This window comes from Bacillus sp. 01N42_2, assembly GCF_056399565.1.
This window is the reverse complement of the sequence record NZ_JBFTRO010000002.1, coordinates 631,150-649,780: the sequence shown is the minus strand read 5'-3', so window position 1 is coordinate 649,780 and position 18,631 is coordinate 631,150. Positions and strand designations below refer to the sequence as shown.

The following is an 18,631-nucleotide window of genomic DNA, read 5'->3' as shown; positions in this document are numbered from 1 at the left end:
TTTTCGCTTTTGATAAGGAAAATATCTTATTTTAAAAACGAACATTAATAGTTTTAAAATTACTATAGTTCGTTATTTTGAAGACGGAAATCTGCGGACCGCCGGCAAAGCAGATGTGTTGACTTTATGCTCCGGATAACATAAATTGTATATATAAAATATCTCGAAATCGAGATAATTGAGTGGAGGATAACATAATGAAAGTTAACGGAATACACCATGTATCAGCAATGACGGCTGATGCGCAGAAAAATTTAGATTTCTATCGGGACATCCTGGGACTGAAACTTGTGAAAAAGTCCGTAAACCAAGATGAACCGACGATGTATCATTTGTTTTACGGTGATGAAACAGCCAATCCGGGATCTGAATTGACGTTTTTCGAAATCCCGCGGATTGCGCCGTTTCATGCGGGAACAAACAGTATTTCTTCAATCGGCCTGCGTGTCCCGGATGCACAAGCGCTGCAATATTGGAAAAAACGATTCGAAGAGCATCAGGTCGCTCATGGCGACATCGTGACAATAGCGGGCAGAGAGACACTCGCTTTTCAGGATCATGAAGGACAGCGGCTTGTACTGACGGCTGACGAAAAAGGAAAAGACATCGGTGAAGCGGTGAAACAAAGCGGCATTCCGGAAGAATATTCTTTCCGCGGTCTTGGTCCCGTTGAATTGACTGTCCCGTATGAGGAGCCGACGCTGCGTGTGTTAACCGATGTGCTCGGCTTCACTGAAATCGGAAAAGAAACCCATGAAGACCGGGGCACAGTTACAGTGCTGGAATCAGGAAACGGAGGCGCGCGCACGGAAGTCCATCTGATTGAAAGAAACGATCTTCCGCGCGAGCGTCCGGGGAAAGGCAGCGTCCACCATGTGGCCTTCCGCGTTCAGAATGAAGAGGAGCTTGCTTTATGGCACCGCATCATTACAAAAGAAGGTTTCAGCAACTCAGGCATCGTAGAGCGTTATTATTTCAAAGCGCTGTACTTCCGGGAACCGAACGGAATTCTGTTTGAATTGTCAACGGACGGTCCGGGATTTATGGTTGATGAAAAACCTGAGGAGCTCGGCAAAACGGTGGCGCTTCCGCCTTATCTCGAACACCGCCGTTCTGAAATAGAAGCGCGGCTGAAACCGATTCAATAAATCAGGAATAATGACAGATGCCTCCCGCGGCTTGAGGGAGGCATCTTTTTTTACTTTCTAAAACCGTTTTGTCCTTCTTTTTACCCATTTGTAAACGGCAAAATAATTGTCTTTGTTTATTAATAAATTTTTCACATTTGGTTGTTACACTTGTTCAAAGTTCAACCAAAGGAGTGAAAATACAGGTGAAAATGAAAAAACGCGAGATAGACGCAGTCTTAATCCTCATTTTACTCGTTTCCGCATTCTTGAATATGTACAACATCTGGAATGACGATACGGTGAACCCTTATTACACCGCAGCGGTAACGAGTATGCTACAAAGCTTTCATAATTTCTTTTACGCTTCATTTGACGCAGCCGGATTTATCACGGTAGATAAACCGCCTGTTACATACCAGATTCAAACGATCAGCGCGCTGATATTCGGTATGCACGGGTGGAGTGTCATCCTGCCTCAAGCATTGGCGGGTGTAGGCTCGGTTCTGTTCATGTACTTATTAATAAAGCCGACGTTCGGAAAAACGGCGGCCCGCATCGCCTCATTTGTCATGGCATGCACCCCGATCGCTGCAGCGGTCGCGCGGACAAACAATGTCGATGCTTTACTGGTCTTTTTCCTGCTGTTCGCCACATGGCTCCTCTTTAAAGCGATTCGAAAAGGAAAACTGATTTGGCTTCTGGCGGCGTTCTTTGTCGTCGGGGTAGGTTTTAATACAAAAATGCTTCAAGCTTATATGATTTTACCGGCTTTCTTGCTGTTCTATATGATTGCGGCAAATACAACCATTAAGAAAAAAATCATTTCATTGGTAAGCGCGCTGGCCGTATTAGCGGCCGTTTCGTTGTCATGGCCGCTCATTGTTGACAATATCCCTGCCGGCAAACGGCCATATGTCGGAAGCAGCCAGACCAACTCCGTATTGGAATTGGCTTTCGGATATAACGGCATTCAGCGGCTGACAGGCCAAAGTTCGGGCGGCGGTCAGGGCATGCCGCACGGAAACGCTTCGAAAGAAAAGGCTTCTTCCGCCGGTTCTTCACAAATGCAGGCGCCGCCCGGACAGTCTTCAAGCGAAGGCAAATCTCAAAACGGCAACATGACGGCACCTCCATCTAACGGGCAAATGCCAAGCGGCGGTCAAGGAGGCCCTCCAAGCGGCGGGGGAAAAGGAGGCGCAGGCACCGGCTCGAAAATGCAATCAGGTTCAGGAATGTTCGGGACGGGAACCCCCGGTCCGTTGCGGCTCTTCCAACAAGAATTATCTGATCAGATCAGCTGGCTCCTGCCGTTTGCGATTTTTGGAATGGCCGGTTTACTGATCGCCGGGGCGAGAGAAAGAAGAAGATTGTCAGAAGAACAGAAGGAAACGATCTTTTGGGCAGCGTGGCTAGTGCCGATTGCCGGATTCTTCAGTGTGGCGGAATTTTTCCACCATTATTATCTCATTATGCTGGCCCCTCCGATTGCTGCTCTTGCCGGTGCGGGATGGGTCGCCCTCGTTCATCTGTACCGCGCGGAGACAGGCTGGAAGTCTTGGCTTCTGCCGGCAGCTATTTTTGTGACAACCGGATTTGAGCTGTTTATCCTCAGAAACTGGATTGATCAAATCGGCGCAGGCTGGAGCATCGGTGTTGGCGTTATCGGAGCTTTGTCTGCAATCGCTCTGTCCGTGTTCAAACAGCGCCAAAAACCGTTCAGTTATTATCTGTCACTTGCCGCTCTTCTCGTCTTGCTGGTGATGCCGTTATATTGGGCGAGCACACCGCTTCTGTACGGGGGCAACAGCTCATTGCCTGAAACAGGCCCCCAGCTTGCGTCAACAAGCGGGAAAGGCATGGGAATGAATAACGCCTCTGTAAATAAAAAACTGATCAACTATTTAGAGAAACATAACGCCGGAGCGGACTATCTATTTGCAACAACGGATTCCAACACCGCGGCGCCTTACATTATCAAAACGAAAAAAGCGGTCATGGCGATCGGCGGATTCAGCGGATCTGACCCGGCCATCACGCTGACTCAATTTAAAAAGCTCGTAAAAGAAGGGAAAGTAAAATACTTCTTAACATCCGGAATGGGCAAAGGCGGAAACAACGAAATTGTTGAATGGGTTGAGAAAAACGGTAAGAAAGTATCTTCAGATAAATGGCAAACAAGCACAGATCAGAAAACGAAAAATCATGATGCAGCTGATACAAAGCGCAGCAAGACCTCAGGTGAAAACAGCCGGATGGGCGGCGGCCCCGGCGGAATGAATCAGTCAGCTTCACTATACGAACTGCAATCTGATGAATAGGAGGAAAAAATATGAGCAGACATATTCAATATTCAATTGTCGTCCCGGTGTATAACGAAGAACCCGTCATTCAGACAACCTATCAGCGTCTGAAAGAAGTCATGGATCAAACAAAAGACCATTATGAATTAATCTTTGTTAATGACGGAAGCAAAGACCGCAGTATTGAAATATTACGAGAACACAGTCTGATTGATCCGAGAGTGAAAATTATTGATTTTTCCAGAAACTTCGGACACCAGATCGCGATCACCGCGGGCATGGATTACGCAGAGGGAAATGCAATCGTCGTCATTGACGCCGATTTGCAGGACCCTCCCGAACTAATCCTTGATATGATTGAACAGTGGAAAGAAGGCTACGATGTCGTGTACGCCGTCAGAACAAAACGAAAGGGAGAAACCTTTTTCAAGAAACAGACGGCTTCTATGTTTTACCGGCTGCTTCGGAGCGTGACTGATATTGATATTCCGCTCGATACCGGAGATTTCCGCCTGCTTGACCGAAAAGTCTGTGACGAAATGAAAAGATTAAAAGAGAAAAATCCTTTTGTCAGAGGGCTCGTCAGCTGGGTCGGCTTCAAGCAGACTGCTGTTGAATATGAACGTGATGAGAGGCTTGCGGGAGAAACGAAATACCCGCTTAAAAAAATGCTGAAGCTTTCCATGGACGGTATCACAACGTTCTCCCATAAACCGCTCAAGGCGGCAAGCTACGCGGGAATGATGATGTCCGGGGCGGGTTTTCTCTATATGTTTATCGTTTTATATATGAAACTCTTTACAGACAGCACCATAACGGGCTGGTCCTCTCTGATTGTGATACAGCTGTTATTCAGCGGCATCGTTCTTTTAATGCTCGGAATGATCGGCGAATATATCGGAAGGATTTATGATGAAGCAAAAGACCGTCCGCTCTATATCGTGCAAAAAGCGTACGGCATTAAAAACGAAAAGGTTTATCGGGATCAGCATATGTCTTAATCGAAACACCCTGTCCGGCCAGCGGGCAGGGTGCTTTTATGTCAAAAATAAAAACCGCAAGAACACATCGTGTCCCGCGGTTTTTTTCATTCATCTGCGGCCGGTCTGGATGTGCAGAGAGCGCATGATCAAGCCGGTTCCCGTCAGGTTCAATAAAATGCTTGCACCCAGCGTCATGCCCCAAGCCACGTTTTGCTGAGGAAGCTGAATGCTCAGCTGCAATAAGATAAGGCCGGTAACGACCAGCAAAAGTCCGGTATGTTTCATAGGTATGTATCCTCCTTTGTACACTAAGTCATACGGCTGATCTAAGCCTAAAGTTTCATCTGTATATAAAAAATCCAAGGCCGCTGCCTTGGATTTTTGTTAAGACGAAGTTTCTTCTTTTTGAGTCAGTTTCATTTTTTTTGTCATTTCCTTGCCGTTTCTGATAATCTTCACGTCAACGGTGCTGCCGACTTTCGTATTCTTATAGAGAATATTGCGAAGTTCGCTGCCCGTGTCAGTTTCTTTCCCTTTCAAGCTGATAATGATGTCTTCTGCTTTTAATCCGGCTTTGGCTGCAGGGGATCCCTGCGCCACTTCGCGAATGTAAACCCCTTTATTCAGCTGTTTGCCGAAAAGGCCGAGTGTGCCTTCCTGATAGTTTTGCGGCACTTGCTCCAAGTCGATCATGCTCACCCCGATATAAGGGCGCTCCACCTGTCCTTTCGTGAGAAGCTCTTCGGCAATCGGTTTTACATCGTTGCTCGGAATCGCAAAACCGATGCCTTCTACATCATTTTCACTGATTTTCATGCTGTTGATGCCGATGATTTTGCCGTCTGTATTCAAGAGCGGCCCGCCGCTGTTTCCGGGATTGATCGCGGCATCGGTTTGAATGACGTTGATACTTGACTCGCCGGCTGATGTGGAAATCGAGACCGTTCTGTTTAAACCGCTCACGATTCCCTGTGTGACGGTGCGGGAAAGGTCTTTGCCGAGCGGATCACCAATGGCGATCACGGATTCACCCGTTCTGAGAGCGGATGAACTGCCGAAGCTTGCCGTTTTTGTTACGTGTTTATCACTGATTTCTAATACGGCCAAGTCTGTCAGCGAATCACGGCCGACGAGTTTAGCTGTTACATCGGTGCCGTCATATAATGACACTTTAAGAGAAGAGGCGCCTTCAACCACGTGGTTATTCGTAATAATATACGCTTTGCCGTTTGCTTTCTTAAAGATAACGCCTGAACCTGAGCCTGTTTCCGCATCTTCACCCGATGAATTTGAGTTCGAATCTGAACCGGAACCGAATCCGAATAAATCTGAACTGTTTTGCTGCTTTTGCAGATTGGTGATTCCGACGATCGCCGGTGAAATGTCTTCCACCATATTCGAAATGCTGCTTGAATTTGCTGATGAGCTGTTTGCCGATTTGCCGCTGCCGGAATCAGAAGATGTCTGCTTAGCGGTTACTGAAGACGTTTCCTGAGCGGGAGCCGGATTTGAAGTATCTTGAGTCTGATGGTCTCCAAGCGGCGTAAATGTATAGATGCCGAGGGCGAGCCCTCCGCCGATCACCCCGCCGAGAAGCGGTCTGAACCAGCCGAAGCTTCGTTTTTTCTTGTCCTCGTCCGGCTCGGAATATCTCGCCGGCTGCTGATTTTCTTTTACTAAAAGGACTTCCTGTTCTTTTTGGTCTGTCCGATTTTCATCACGATAGTTATCCATCATGTTCACTCCGTTTCTCTATTTCATCATAGCATGATTTGCCTATTATTACTGACTCCATCTTAAACAAAAAATGTGGGATAATAATGAAAAGATTGTGGGAAATTGTGAAAAAGACGTAATCGGACGGCGGCGCTCTATGTTGACAATTTCCATCGGATTTGAAATAATAAATAAGATATTATGTTCAATCCTTCACATGAAAAGATATGAAAATTCTGTCAAGCTAATGGGGGAAATCTGTTAGCTTTTTCACTTTGTCAAATTTTAGAAAGGGGCTGTCAAATGAAAGAAAAACATCACTGGATTATTTCTCTGCTTGCTGTGCTGGCGGTCGGGCCGGGACTGATGTCGAACACCGCTCTTGCGGCTGTCCAAAGCCTTGTCCGGCAGACGGTCGGCGGGGAAAACTTTGACTCTTTTCATCCGATTATTATCGGTAATATGGCATTCGCCTTATTTGTGCCGGCTGGGCCGTATTTAAGAAAAAGGTTCGGCTCCCGGCCTGTCTATATGATTTCGATGGCCGCGGGTGTCATCGGTGCGCTGCTCGCTGCTGTGACGAATGATATTTACCTGCTCGCTGCGGGCCGTTTGCTGCAGGGAGCTGCGGCGGGCACTATGCTGATGATTATGATTCCGATGCTGGTGCTTTCGTTTCCGATTGAGCGGCGCAATTACGCATTATTTGTGTTAATCGGCGGATTTTACGGAGCCGTCATTATGGGGACCGTATTAGGCACGGCGGCGGCAAGCGCTGGCCATTGGCATTGGCTGTTTATCATTTTTGGCCTGCTGTCTCTATTCGGCTTGATTTTCAGTTATATGTGGCTGCGGGATGATGCTCATAAAAATGCTGAAAAATCTCCATTTGACGGCATCGGTTTTCTTTTGGCCGGTATATCAGCCGTGCTGACCGCTTATACGTTTATTCATCTGCCGAAATGGGGCTTTTCGTCTTGGCATACATTGGCGGGATTTGGCGGAAGCTTCGTCATTCTGCTGATCCTGCTGATTATGCAGTACAGAAACGAACATGCGCTGATTTCGATTAAACTTATGCTTATTCCAAAGCCGATTCTGGGTGTTTTCATGATCGCCGCGGCCAGCATTTCCATAGCGGTCAGCCTTTCTGCATTTCGCGGGGAGCTTCAGACGGCATACCATTTATCACAAACCCAGTTAATATTCTTATATGCGAGCCTTTTGGGAGGCGTGGCCGTTGCCGCTGTCATCAGTGCTTTAGCATATGATAAAGTCGGCCCGGGCATGCTCGGCATAACAGGCTCTGTGATATTGGTGTTCGTGAATTTTCAATGGATGACGACGGATCATCATCTGCCGCTTATTCTATTTGCGGGTCTTTTCGTGATGCTGGCGGCAGGGACAGGGCTTATCGTGGCGGCCGGACTGATGGGCGCCGCGTTGGGCGGGCCGCTTCCGGAACTGGTGAAACGCATGACGGCCGTTCAGTTTTTACGGCTGTTCATTTATATGGGCGCTCCTGTATTAATCGGGTACTTTACGAAAAGAGATGCTTCGGGCACGCTTTGGGGGGCGCGCAGCACACAATCGCCGCATGACCAGCTGATGGGGACATACAGCGATCTGTTTCTAATTGCTTTTATCTTTAGCCTGCTTTTAGTGTGTTTATCATTTGTCATGAATGCGACCGGCATGGGACATAAGCTGGCGCATAAACCGCATGCCGTACGCAGGCAGGCGCCTGAAGAGCCTTCGCCGCAGGTTCCTGAACCGATCAGGCATCAGGTCATTCCCGATCGCGAATACAGAAGTGCGGTCAGACAGTTTCAGGGTCACCCTATAAACAAAAACAGGATGTAACTTTTTCTATCAGCAAACCCTTTTCCCTGTGAAAAGGGTTTGTTTTTTCCTATAAAGGCATAATGGTATATTGCATGTTTCATCCTTTTTTAATATAATTTGTTAGAATATTCATAATTTAATATCGGAATTTAAATAAAAAAGGAGGCATTATATGAAACTGTATCTATCTGTAGACATGGAGGGGATTTCCGGACTGCCGGATGAAACATTTGTCAATTCCCGCATGCACAATTATGAGCGCGGCAGGGTTCTGATGACTGAAGAAGCAAACTGGTGCATCGCTGAAGCGTTTAATAACGGATGCACGGAAGTGACTGTGAATGACAGCCACTCTAAGATGAATAATCTGCTTGCAGAAAAACTTCATCCTGAGGCAGAGCTGATCACGGGGGATGTCAAGCCGTTTTCTATGATGCAGGGGCTTGATGAATCATATTCGGGCGTGATGTTTATCGGCTATCATGCAAGAGCCTCGATGCCGGGCGTCATGTCACACAGCATGATTTTCGGCGTGCGCCATTTTTACATAAATGATCAGCCGGTCGGTGAACTGGGGCTGAATGCCTACCTCGCCGGATTTTACGGCGTCCCGGTTATCATGGCAGCCGGAGACGATTGCGCCGCAAAAGAAGCGGAGGAGCTGATACCGAATGTGACGACTGCCGCCGTCAAACAATCCATTTCAAGAACTGCTGTCAAATGCCTGTCTCCTCAAAAAGCCGGGCGGCTCCTGACGGAAAAAACAGCTTATGCGCTCAAAAATAAAGATAAGGTCAAGCCGCTGACACCGCCTGATCGACCTGTATTAGGCATTGAATTTGCCAACTACGGACAGGCTGAATGGGCCCATTTAATGCCGGGCACAGAAATTGTACCGGGAACGACAACCGTTCAATTTCAGGCAAAAGACATGCCGGAAGCTTATCAGGCCATGCTCGTCATGACAGAACTCGCCATGAGAACAACATTCTGTTAAAGGGGTGAACGGCATGCTGCGGTATTTTATCAAACGTTTTATCGCCATGATTGTGACCGTGCTCGTCATCACCACTCTGACATTTGTCATGATGAAAGTGATACCCGGCTCGCCTTTTAACGAAGAGCGGGGCACAAACGAAGCGGTCCAGCGAAATCTCGAATCCTACTACCATCTGAACGAACCTCTTATCACTCAATACGCCATTTATCTAAAATCCATTCTCACCTTTGATTTCGGTCCTTCAATCAAAAAACCGTCAGACAGTGTAAACGCCATGCTTGACCGCGGATTTCCCGTTTCCTTTGAGCTTGGCATAACGGCGATCATTGTCGCTGTTATTTCAGGACTTGCGCTCGGCATAACGGCCGCTCTCAGACGCGGCGGCTTTCTCGATTATGCAGCCATGAGCCTTGCGGTGCTGGGGATTTCCATTCCGAATTTTATTATGGCGACATTGCTGATTCAGCAATTTGCGGTTCATCTGAAATGGTTTCCGGCAGCCACCTGGACGAGCCCCATACACATGGTGCTGCCGACTGTTGCGCTTGCCGTCGGCCCTATGGCCATTATCGCGAGGCTGACAAGGTCAAGCATGGCAGAAGTGCTGACTCAGGATTATATCCGCACGGCAAAAGCAAAAGGTCTTTCCCCTGTCAAAATTATCATCAAACACGCCTTGAAAAATGCTCTTATGCCCGTTGTGACAGTACTCGGCACGCTTGCCGCAAGTATCCTGACGGGCAGTTTCGTCATCGAGAAAATCTTTGCCATTCCGGGGATGGGCAAATATTTCGTGGAAAGCATCAATCAGCGTGACTACCCGGTGATTATGGGAACGACCGTTTTTTACAGTGTGATTCTGATCGTCATGCTGTTTCTGGTTGATTTGGCATACGGCCTGCTGGATCCGCGCATAAAACTTCATAAGAAAGGGTGAGCCTGATGAGTCTCCCGCAAGAAACGGTAAAACACACAGAAGTGCCAGATGACTGGTTTCAGCCGGGCATGGAAAGAAAGGGTGAAACCGAGTCGGTGAAGCGTCCGAGCCTGTCTTACACTCAGGATGCGTGGCGGCGGCTTAAAAAGAACAAATTGGCGATGGCCGGCCTTGTGATTTTATGCTGCCTGTTTCTTTCAGCAGTGTTCGGTCCGCTGATATCACCGCACAGTGTGACGAGGCAGACGCTCGCCGAGCAGAATCTTCCGCCGTCTTTTTCACATTGGTTCGGAACCGACGAGCTTGGGCGGGACGTGTTTACAAGAACATGGTACGGAGCGAGGATCTCTTTATTTGTCGGTGTGATGGCGGCGTTGATCGACTTTTTGATCGGCGTCATTTACGGAGGCGTCGCCGGCTACAAAGGTGGGCGGACAGACAGCGCCATGATGAGAATCATCGAAGTTCTCTACGGCTTACCGTATCTGCTCGTTGTCATTTTGTTAATGGTGCTGATGGGACCGGGGCTCGGTTCCATCATCGTCGCTCTGACCGTGACGGGATGGGTCGGCATGGCGCGGATTGTCAGAGGGCAGGTGCTGAGGATGAAGCATGATGAACACGTGCTTGCTTCGAAAACGTTTGGAGCGAAAACATTTCGGATCATTAAGAAAAATCTGCTGCCGAATACGATGGGAGCCATTATTGTCCAAATGACGCTGACGGTGCCGGCGGCGATTTTTGCGGAATCATTTCTAAGTTTTCTCGGACTCGGCATTCAGGCGCCGTTTGCAAGCTGGGGCGTCATGGCAAACGACGGGCTTCCAGCGATTTTATCAGGCCATTGGTGGCGGCTGTTTTTCCCCGCCTTTTTCATTTCCTTAACGATGTACGCGTTTAACGTGCTTGGAGACGGCTTGCAGGACGCGTTAGATCCGAAACTGAGGAGGTAGGAAAAATGACGCAGCCAATTCTTTCAGTTCAAAATCTGCATGTTACTTTTTCGACATACGGCGGCACCGTAAAAGCCGTCAGAGGCGTCGGCTTTGATTTATATAAAGGTGAAACGTTTGCGATCGTCGGTGAATCGGGCTGCGGAAAAAGCGTGACGTCACAAGCCGTGATGGGTCTTCTTCCGAAACATTCGGCAAAGATTGAATCCGGGAGCATACAATTTAAACAGAAAGACCTTTGCCAAATGACGGAGCGGGAAATGCGGGCAATTCGGGGGCGCGACATTTCTATGATTTTTCAGGACCCGATGACGGCGCTCAATCCGACGTTGACCATAGGGGATCAGCTTTCGGAAGCGCTGTTGGAACACCGCGCCATGACGAGAAAAAAAGCTGAATCCGAGGTTCTCGCTATGCTGGATCTGGTCGGAATCCCTGATTCGAAATCCCGCCTGAAGCAGTATCCTCACCAATTAAGCGGGGGCATGAGGCAGCGGATCGTGATCGCGATGGCGCTGATCTGTGAGCCGGAAATCATGATCGCCGATGAACCGACAACGGCTCTTGACGTGACGATTCAAGCGCAAATCCTTGAATTATTTAAGAAGATTCAAAGAAAAACAGGCGTATCTATAATTCTGATCACACATGACCTCGGTGTTGTCGCTCAAACCGCTGACAGGGTCGCCGTCATGTATGCGGGAAAAATCGCCGAAATCGGCACGAGGCATGATATTTTTTACCGGCCGGCTCATCCCTACACAAAGGGGCTGCTCCGCTCAGTGCCGCGGCTGGATATGGAGGACAGTGAGCTTTCGCCGATTGACGGGACTCCGCCTGATTTATTCGATCCGCCGCCGGGCTGTCCGTTTGCCGCCCGCTGTCCGGACAGGATGATCGTCTGTGAAAAGGTATATCCGGAAACAACCGTGAAATCCAAAAGCCATTTCGTCAATTGCTGGCTTCGGGATCACCGTGCAGAGCGGCTGAAGCACAAACAGCTGACGGCAGCAGAGGAAAAAGGGGGATTCAAATGAAAAAGAAATGGGCGATCGGAGTGATTGCTGTTGTTTCGTTTGCTTTGATGGGCTGTACGGCCAATGAGCAGGCGGGGACAGAACCCGGCAAAGCAAAAGAACAGGGGGGCGAAACGGTGCTCCGGCTCAATAACGAAAATGAGCCGACCTCACTTGATCCGCCGATCGGATTTAATAATGCTTCCTGGCAGCCGCTGAATAACATCATGGAAGGCTTAACGAGGCTTGGAAAAGATAATAAGCCCGAACCGGCCATGGCGGAAAGCTGGAAGGTGTCCGCTGATAAGCTGACATATACCTTCAATATCCGTGATAATGCCAAATGGACAAATGGCGATCCAGTCACGGCGGAGGACTTCGTCTACGCCTGGAAACGGATGCTTGATCCGAAAACGGGCGCATCTTCCGCGTTTCTCGGCTACATGATCAAAGGCGGGGAAGAATTTAACAGCGGAAAAGGCAAAAAAGAAGACGTGAAAGTTGAGGCAAAAGATAAAAAAACACTGGTCGTCACATTGGCGGCACCGCAGGATTATTTTCTGAGCGTCGTGTCCAATCCGGCGTATTTCCCGATTAATGAAAGGGCCGCCAAGGCTGATCCGAAATGGTTCACTGAAGCGAAAACCTTTGTCGGCAACGGACCGTTCAAGCTGACGGAATGGAAGCATGATGACAGCATGACGATGGTCAAAAACGAGACGTACTGGGATAAAAAGACGGTGAAACTGGATCAAGTCACATGGGCGATGGTCAGTGACCGGAATACAGACTATCAAATGTTCCAGTCGGGGGATTTGGATACCGCTTTCGTGCCGGCAGAACTGAGTGAGCAGCTGATGGGCGGAAAAAACGTCCGCACGTGGGATCAGGCCGGACTTTATTTCTATCGCTTTAACGTAAAAATGGAGCCGTTCCAAAATGAAAAGATCAGAAAAGCGTTTGCTGCAGCCATTGATCAAAAAGAAATCACGGATTATGTGACCAAAAACAGGGAAAAGCCGGCGCATGCTTTCGTATCTCCCGGATTTACGCAGCCTGACGGGAAAGATTTCCGCGAAGCGGGCGGCAGTTTATTAACCCCGAATGAATCAGAAGCCAAAAAACTGCTGGAAAAGGGCATGGCAGAAGAGCATTATGACAAGCTGCCTGATGTCACACTGACATACAGCACAAAACCGGAGCATAAGAAAATAGCGGAAGCGATACAGCAGAAGCTCAAAAGTGTGCTCGGTATAGACATTAAGCTCGCCAATATGGAATGGAACGTCTTTTTAGAGGAGCAGAAAGGACTGAAGTTCCAGTTTTCTCAAAGCTCATTTTTACCGGATTACGCAGATCCGATCAGTTTTCTTGAAGCTTTCCAGACGGGGAATTCCATGAACCGCACAGGCTGGGGCAGCGCGGATTACGACGAATATATTAAGCAGGCAAAACAGGAAGCCGATGCAAAAAAACGTTTTGCGCTCATGCATAAAGCGGAAAAGCTGCTCATGAACGAGGCACCGATCATTCCGATTTATTTTTACAATCAGGTGCATCTGCAGAACAGCGGTGTGAAAGGCATTGTCCGGCATCCCGTCGGTTACATTGATCTGAAATGGGCGGAAAAGTCCTGATATCACAACGGAAACAAATACCGCTCTTTTGACGGTAAAGGAGCGGTCTGTTTCACTTTTCAATCCATGGAAAAGGAGATTGAAAAAGCCATGAACCATAAACCGAAAGCACTGCAAAAAGGCGACACGGTCGGTGTGATTGCCCCTGCGAGCCCGCCTGAGAGCAGGATGCTGCAAACCGCGCTGCTTTTTTTAGAAGATGAGCTTGGTCTTCGAGTGAAACCCGGCCGGGCGCTGAAAGCCCGTCACGGCTATTTGGCGGGAGAGGATCGCGCGCGTCTCGATGATCTTCATGACATGTTTAGCGATCAGAAAGTCAAAGCAGTGATATGCGCGTGCGGAGGATTCGGCACGGGCCGCATTGCCGCTGATATGGACTTCGGCTTAATCCGCCGCAATCCGAAAATTTTCTGGGGATACAGCGATATTACGTTTTTACATACCGCCATTCATCAAAATACGGGACTCGTCACATTTCACGGCCCGATGCTGAGTACGGATGTCGGGCTTGATGATGCTGATCCGCTGACAAAGGCGTCATATCACCAGCTTTTCGCAGAAACGGAATTCACCTATACGGAGGACATTTCCCCATTAGAGGTGCTGACAGACGGAAGAGCCGAGGGAGAGCTTGCGGGCGGCAATCTGTCCCTCATTACATCGACACTCGGCACGCCGTTTGAAATTGATACAAAAAACAAATTGCTGTTTATCGAGGATATTGATGAGGAGCCGTATCAAATCGACAGAATGCTGAATCAATTAAAAATGGCCGGAAAACTGTCAGACGCAGCAGGAATTCTGGTCTGTGATTTTCACCAATGCGAACCGAAGAATAAAGAAAAGTCTCTTACTTTAGAGCAAGTGCTGAACGATTACATTGTCAAATCAGGAAAGCCTGCGCTTAAAGGCTTTAAAATCGGTCATTGTTCACCGAGCTTCGCCGTTCCGATCGGAGCCCGCGCGGTTATGGATACGGCGGCCAAAGCGGTAACGATTGAATCGGGAGTTTCCGGAAGGGAGTGATCAGGCGTGAGGATAACAGATATTCAAACGGGGCGGATATCCGTCCCGCTGAAAAAGCCGTTTAAGACCGCTTTGCGCACGGTTTACCATGCTGAATCTGTCATTGTGAAGCTCACATTTGACAACGGTCTGACCGGCTGGGGCGAGGCACCGCCGACGGTTGTTATTACAGGTGACAGCGCGGCCGGTATTGAAAGCGCTGTTTGCGATGTGCTGAAGCCCGCTCTCTTGGGGCGGAGCCTTTCCGGCATGGAAGCTGTGCTGTATGATATCAGCCGGCTGTTGGAAAGAAATCAAAGCGCAAAAGCTGCTGTAGATATGGCTGTATATGACGGATGGGCGCAAATGCATGGGCAGCCGCTTTACCGGCTGCTCGGCGGCTGCCGGAATACACTGGAAACGGATTTTACCGTCAGCGTCAATTCTCCAGAGGAGATGGCGGGGGACGCAGATTATTATGTAAATAAAGGGTTTCGTATTTTAAAAATAAAAGTCGGCATAGGTGACATATCAGACGATGTGGCGCGGATTCAGGCGGTCAGATCACGTGTCGGCGCAAACGTCAAACTGAGACTGGACGCGAATCAAGGCTGGACGCCGAAAGAAGCCGTGGCCGCGATCCGAAAGATGGAAGACGCCGGACTCGGCATTGAGCTGGTCGAACAGCCTGTTCACAAAGACGATATCGGCGGGCTGAAACAGGTCACTGATGCCGTAGACACGCCGATTATGGCGGATGAGAGCGTGTTTACGCCCCGTCAGGCCTTTTGCGTGCTGCATACAAGAAGCGCCGATTTAATCAATATTAAGCTGATGAAAGCGGGCGGCATCAAGCAGGCGGAAACAATCAATGCGATGGCGGAAACGTGCGGGGTGGAATGCATGGTCGGCAGCATGATTGAGACCAAGCTCGGCATCACCGCCGCAGCCCATTTTGCAGCGGGCAAACGCAATGTGACAAAGTTTGATTTTGATGCGCCGCTTATGCTGAAAAATGATCTCATTAAAGGCGGCATCATATACAGCGGCAGCCAGATTACGATCCCCGATGAACCGGGTCTCGGCATTACCGGTGTGTCGAAACAAGAGGAGGCGAAACAATGAGAGCAGCCGTAACAGCGGCGGCAGCCAACATATGGACGCTGCCGTCATCTCCCCGTTCGCATGATGCGCCAATGCTTGAAAACCCGCCCAAGATCAGAAAATGGCTGGCGGCTATGGGATATGAAGAGCGGCTCCAATTATGCACGGACAATCTTGTCCAAACGCAAGTGCTCTTCGGGGAAGAGGTGATCCTTCTCAAAGAAGAAGGAGAATGGGCTTTTGTTGCCGTTCCCGGTCAGCCTTCAAAAAAGGACGCGCGCGGATATCCGGGCTGGATGAAGAAAAGCCAGCTTTCAGCATCCGGCTTTCAAACATCTTCTCCCGCCGTCTGGATTACCAAACCGACAGCTTTTTTATATCACACAAACGGCGAACCGGACTTGGAAGTGAGTTTCTTAACGCGTCTTCCGGCATCAGGACGTGAAAAAGGCTTTTTTCGTGTGATGACGCCGTTCGGGGAACGGCTCATAAATGAAGCTGACGCAGACGAATTTCGGCATACGGAAGGGCGGGCCGCAGATGTCATTGAAACGGGCATGATGTTTCTCGGGCTTCCGTATTTATGGGGAGGACTGAGCGGTTTCGGGTTTGATTGCTCCGGATTGATGTATTCGATATTTAAAGCAAACGGCTATACCCTTCCCCGAGATGCCCGGGACCAGGCAAAAGCGGGACGCGGCGCAGAAGTAAACGATATCCGGCCGGCTGACCTTTTGTTTTTCGCCTATGAAGAAGGGAAAGGCGCGATCCACCATGTCGGTTTGGCGCTTGGAGACGGCAGGATGCTGCACTCCCCGAAAACGGGAAAAGCCATCGAAGTGCTGCGTTTGAAAGCAACCGTCTATGAAAAAGAATTATGCACCGTACGCCGCTGTATAAGCGAAAAGGGGGAATGAATATGACGGCATCTCCGCTCCTTGAAGTCAGCGGGCTGAAAATGCATTTTGACGCCGGAAGAAAGAAAGCCGTCAAAGCAGTCGACGGTGTCAGTTTTCACATTCAAAGAGGGGAAACATTCGGACTCGTCGGAGAATCGGGTTGCGGTAAATCGACGCTCGGAAGAGTTATTCTCCGTCTGTATGACCCGACTGCCGGTTCGGTATTATATGAAGGGACGGACATACACCGTACCGCGGCAGAACAGCGGTCCGTCCTCTTCCGTAAGCTGCAGATGATTTTCCAAGACCCGTACGCCTCGTTAAATCCGCGTTTGACCGTACGGGAAATTATTATGGAGCCGATGGAAATCCATGATCTTTACAATACACGTAAAGCCCGGCTGATGATGGCCGATGAACTGCTTGAATCTGTCGGGCTCCATCCGGATTTCGGCAGCCGGTATCCCCACGAATTCAGCGGCGGACAGAGGCAGAGAATCGGGATTGCCAGAGCGCTTTCTCTGCACCCCGAGTTTATTGTGGCGGATGAGCCGATTTCCGCGCTTGATGTGTCCGTACAGGCTCAGGTCGTCAACCTTTTAAAAAGGCTTCAGAAAGAGAAAGGGCTGACATTTTTATTTATAGCCCACGATTTATCAATGGTTAAGCACATCAGCGACCGGATCGGCGTGATGTATCTGGGGCGCATGATGGAAATCACAGAAAGCGCTGCGCTTTATAAGGAACCGCTTCACCCTTACACGAAGGCGCTTTTATCCTCAATCCCGATTCCTGATCCGCTTCTTGAGGACAAGCGTGAACGGATCATTCTGAAAGGGGAGCTGCCGAGTCCCCTTAACCCGCCGAGCGGCTGTGTGTTCAGGACGCGATGTCCTGAAGCGATGGAGATCTGCGGGAGAATCACGCCTGAGCTTGAGGAAGTGAAGACAGGGCGTTTTGTCGCCTGCCACTTATACAAAAAAGAAAGCTGACCTTATGCCGTCAGCTTTCTTTTTGATTAAACCTGATGGAGAAATGACACGCAGACCGGATACGGAACCGGTACGTCGGATTGAAGCAGAGTCAGTACGCCCGTTTCGGAGTCGCGTTCAAACAAAACCAGATTTCCCGTTTCTTCATTTGACGCGACAAGGAATGTTTCGGACGGATCAAACGCGAAATCACGCGGCCAGTTTCCTTCTGTCGGCACCCATTCAAGAAGAGACAATTCACCAGAATACTGGTTGATCTTAAAGATGGCGATGCTGTCATGTCCGCGGTTGGCGGCATAAAGAAATCTGCCGTCTTTAGATATGCGGATCGCGCTGCCCTGCGATTTGTCCGTAAATCCTTCTGGCAAAGCGGAAATGACCTGCAGCTCTCTGAATTCACCTAAGGTCGGGTTGTATTCAAGCGCAATGACTTCATTGCTGATTTCCGTCATGACATAGGCGTATTTCTCCGCCGGATGGAAAACGATGTGGCGCGGCCCTGAACCGGGTGCGAAAGAATGGGTTTTCACCTCAGTGAGCGCACCGTTTTTCATTTGGTACGTATACAGCGTATCCGTCCCTAAATCGAGGGCTGCAATGTAGTTATGCTCAGGTGTATAGCCCGCGAAATGGGCATGAGGCTTCTCTTGTCTTTCATGAGGGCCGGTCCCCGTATGAGCGGCTTCGGCTGCCGGCTCCCGCAGGCTTCCGTCCTCATTGACCGGAAAGGCGTGCACTTTTCCGCTGTGGTAATTCGCGGTTAAAACGTATTCGTGTTTCTCATCAATGCTGACGTGGCACGGTGACGGGCCTTCAATCAGCTGATGGTTCACAAAAGTTAATTCCCCGCTGTTCTGATGAATCTGATAGGCTGCCACGCCGCCTTTACCGTCTGCTTTTTCAATGGAATACAGCATGCTGTTATCAGAGTTCGGTGTGACGTACGTCGGGTTGCCGAGCTTTGCAGCCAGCTTCGGCCGGCTGAGCCGTTTCGCTTCTGTATCAAGTTCAAAACAATAAATACCTTCGCTTCCGCCTTTTGTATATGTTCCCGCATATCCTATGTACTTAGCCATTCGGTTTCCCCCTTTAAGTCTTGTCTTCTCTATATTAA

The 18,631-nt window shown here is 49.2% G+C and carries 16 protein-coding genes; 13 read left to right on the top strand and 3 right to left on the bottom strand.

Going from position 1 to position 18,631, the window contains the following annotated elements:
* Positions 1-197 precede the first annotated feature (197 nt).
* The 3 genes from AC1DN5_RS06945 (at position 198) to AC1DN5_RS06935 (ending at position 4,431) form a co-directional block, all read left to right on the top strand.
* Positions 198-1,148, top strand: coding sequence for a ring-cleaving dioxygenase (locus AC1DN5_RS06945; RefSeq protein ID WP_366969502.1), 951 nt, complete (start codon positions 198-200; stop codon positions 1,146-1,148).
* Positions 1,149-1,333: 185 nt separating this feature from the next.
* A complete protein-coding gene (locus AC1DN5_RS06940; protein WP_366969501.1) occupies positions 1,334-3,448 on the top strand; it encodes an ArnT family glycosyltransferase in 2,115 nt (704 codons plus the stop codon).
* 11 nt (positions 3,449-3,459) lie between these two features.
* Complete coding sequence (locus AC1DN5_RS06935) at positions 3,460-4,431, top strand: glycosyltransferase family 2 protein (protein WP_045925705.1); 972 nt, start codon at positions 3,460-3,462, stop codon at positions 4,429-4,431.
* A gap of 90 nt (positions 4,432-4,521) precedes the next feature.
* On the opposite strand, the gene AC1DN5_RS06930 is transcribed toward AC1DN5_RS06935, so the two are convergent.
* Entirely contained in the window at positions 4,522-4,698 is a 177-nt protein-coding gene (locus AC1DN5_RS06930) for a hypothetical protein (RefSeq protein ID WP_173425957.1), read from the bottom strand.
* Between the two features lie 99 nt (positions 4,699-4,797).
* Positions 4,798-6,147 carry a serine protease HtrA gene (htrA, locus tag AC1DN5_RS06925; protein WP_366969674.1) on the bottom strand — a complete coding sequence of 450 codons (1,350 nt, stop codon included), beginning with the start codon at positions 6,145-6,147 and terminating at the stop codon, positions 4,798-4,800.
* A gap of 285 nt (positions 6,148-6,432) precedes the next feature.
* Between htrA and AC1DN5_RS06920 the strand changes: the two genes are divergently transcribed.
* The 10 genes from AC1DN5_RS06920 (at position 6,433) to AC1DN5_RS06875 (ending at position 17,517) form a co-directional block, all read left to right on the top strand.
* Positions 6,433-7,992 (top strand): MFS transporter, encoded by a 1,560-nt coding sequence (locus tag AC1DN5_RS06920; protein ID WP_045925703.1) that lies wholly within the window; start codon positions 6,433-6,435, stop codon positions 7,990-7,992.
* Positions 7,993-8,146: 154 nt separating this feature from the next.
* A complete protein-coding gene (locus AC1DN5_RS06915) occupies positions 8,147-8,971 on the top strand; it encodes a M55 family metallopeptidase (RefSeq protein ID WP_016936418.1) in 825 nt (274 codons plus the stop codon).
* A 13-nt stretch (positions 8,972-8,984) separates the two neighbouring features.
* Entirely contained in the window at positions 8,985-9,911 is a 927-nt protein-coding gene (locus tag AC1DN5_RS06910) for an ABC transporter permease (RefSeq protein WP_366969500.1), read from the top strand.
* Between the two features lie 5 nt (positions 9,912-9,916).
* Positions 9,917-10,864: an ABC transporter permease gene (locus AC1DN5_RS06905; protein WP_047475384.1), complete on the top strand. Its 948-nt coding sequence runs from the start codon at positions 9,917-9,919 to the stop codon at positions 10,862-10,864.
* A 5-nt stretch (positions 10,865-10,869) separates the two neighbouring features.
* Positions 10,870-11,901 carry an ABC transporter ATP-binding protein gene (locus AC1DN5_RS06900; protein ID WP_366969498.1) on the top strand — a complete coding sequence of 344 codons (1,032 nt, stop codon included), beginning with the start codon at positions 10,870-10,872 and terminating at the stop codon, positions 11,899-11,901.
* Positions 11,898-13,517 (top strand): peptide ABC transporter substrate-binding protein, encoded by a 1,620-nt coding sequence (locus AC1DN5_RS06895; RefSeq protein ID WP_366969497.1) that lies wholly within the window; start codon positions 11,898-11,900, stop codon positions 13,515-13,517. The genes AC1DN5_RS06900 and AC1DN5_RS06895 overlap by 4 nt, the downstream gene beginning before the upstream one ends.
* A 66-nt stretch (positions 13,518-13,583) precedes the next feature.
* On the top strand, positions 13,584-14,543 hold the full coding sequence (locus tag AC1DN5_RS06890) for a S66 peptidase family protein (RefSeq protein ID WP_366969496.1): 960 nt from the start codon (positions 13,584-13,586) through the stop codon (positions 14,541-14,543).
* A 6-nt stretch (positions 14,544-14,549) separates the two neighbouring features.
* On the top strand, positions 14,550-15,647 hold the full coding sequence (locus AC1DN5_RS06885; protein ID WP_366969495.1) for a mandelate racemase/muconate lactonizing enzyme family protein: 1,098 nt from the start codon (positions 14,550-14,552) through the stop codon (positions 15,645-15,647).
* Positions 15,644-16,543, top strand: a complete 900-nt coding sequence (locus AC1DN5_RS06880; protein ID WP_366969494.1) for a C40 family peptidase — start codon at positions 15,644-15,646, stop codon at positions 16,541-16,543. The genes AC1DN5_RS06885 and AC1DN5_RS06880 overlap by 4 nt, the downstream gene beginning before the upstream one ends.
* 2 nt (positions 16,544-16,545) lie before the next feature.
* On the top strand, positions 16,546-17,517 hold the full coding sequence (locus AC1DN5_RS06875) for an ABC transporter ATP-binding protein (protein ID WP_366969493.1): 972 nt from the start codon (positions 16,546-16,548) through the stop codon (positions 17,515-17,517).
* Positions 17,518-17,543: 26 nt separating this feature from the next.
* On the opposite strand, the gene AC1DN5_RS06870 is transcribed toward AC1DN5_RS06875, so the two are convergent.
* Positions 17,544-18,593, bottom strand: coding sequence for a lactonase family protein (locus tag AC1DN5_RS06870; RefSeq protein ID WP_047475371.1), 1,050 nt, complete (start codon positions 18,591-18,593; stop codon positions 17,544-17,546).
* Positions 18,594-18,631 lie beyond the last annotated feature (38 nt).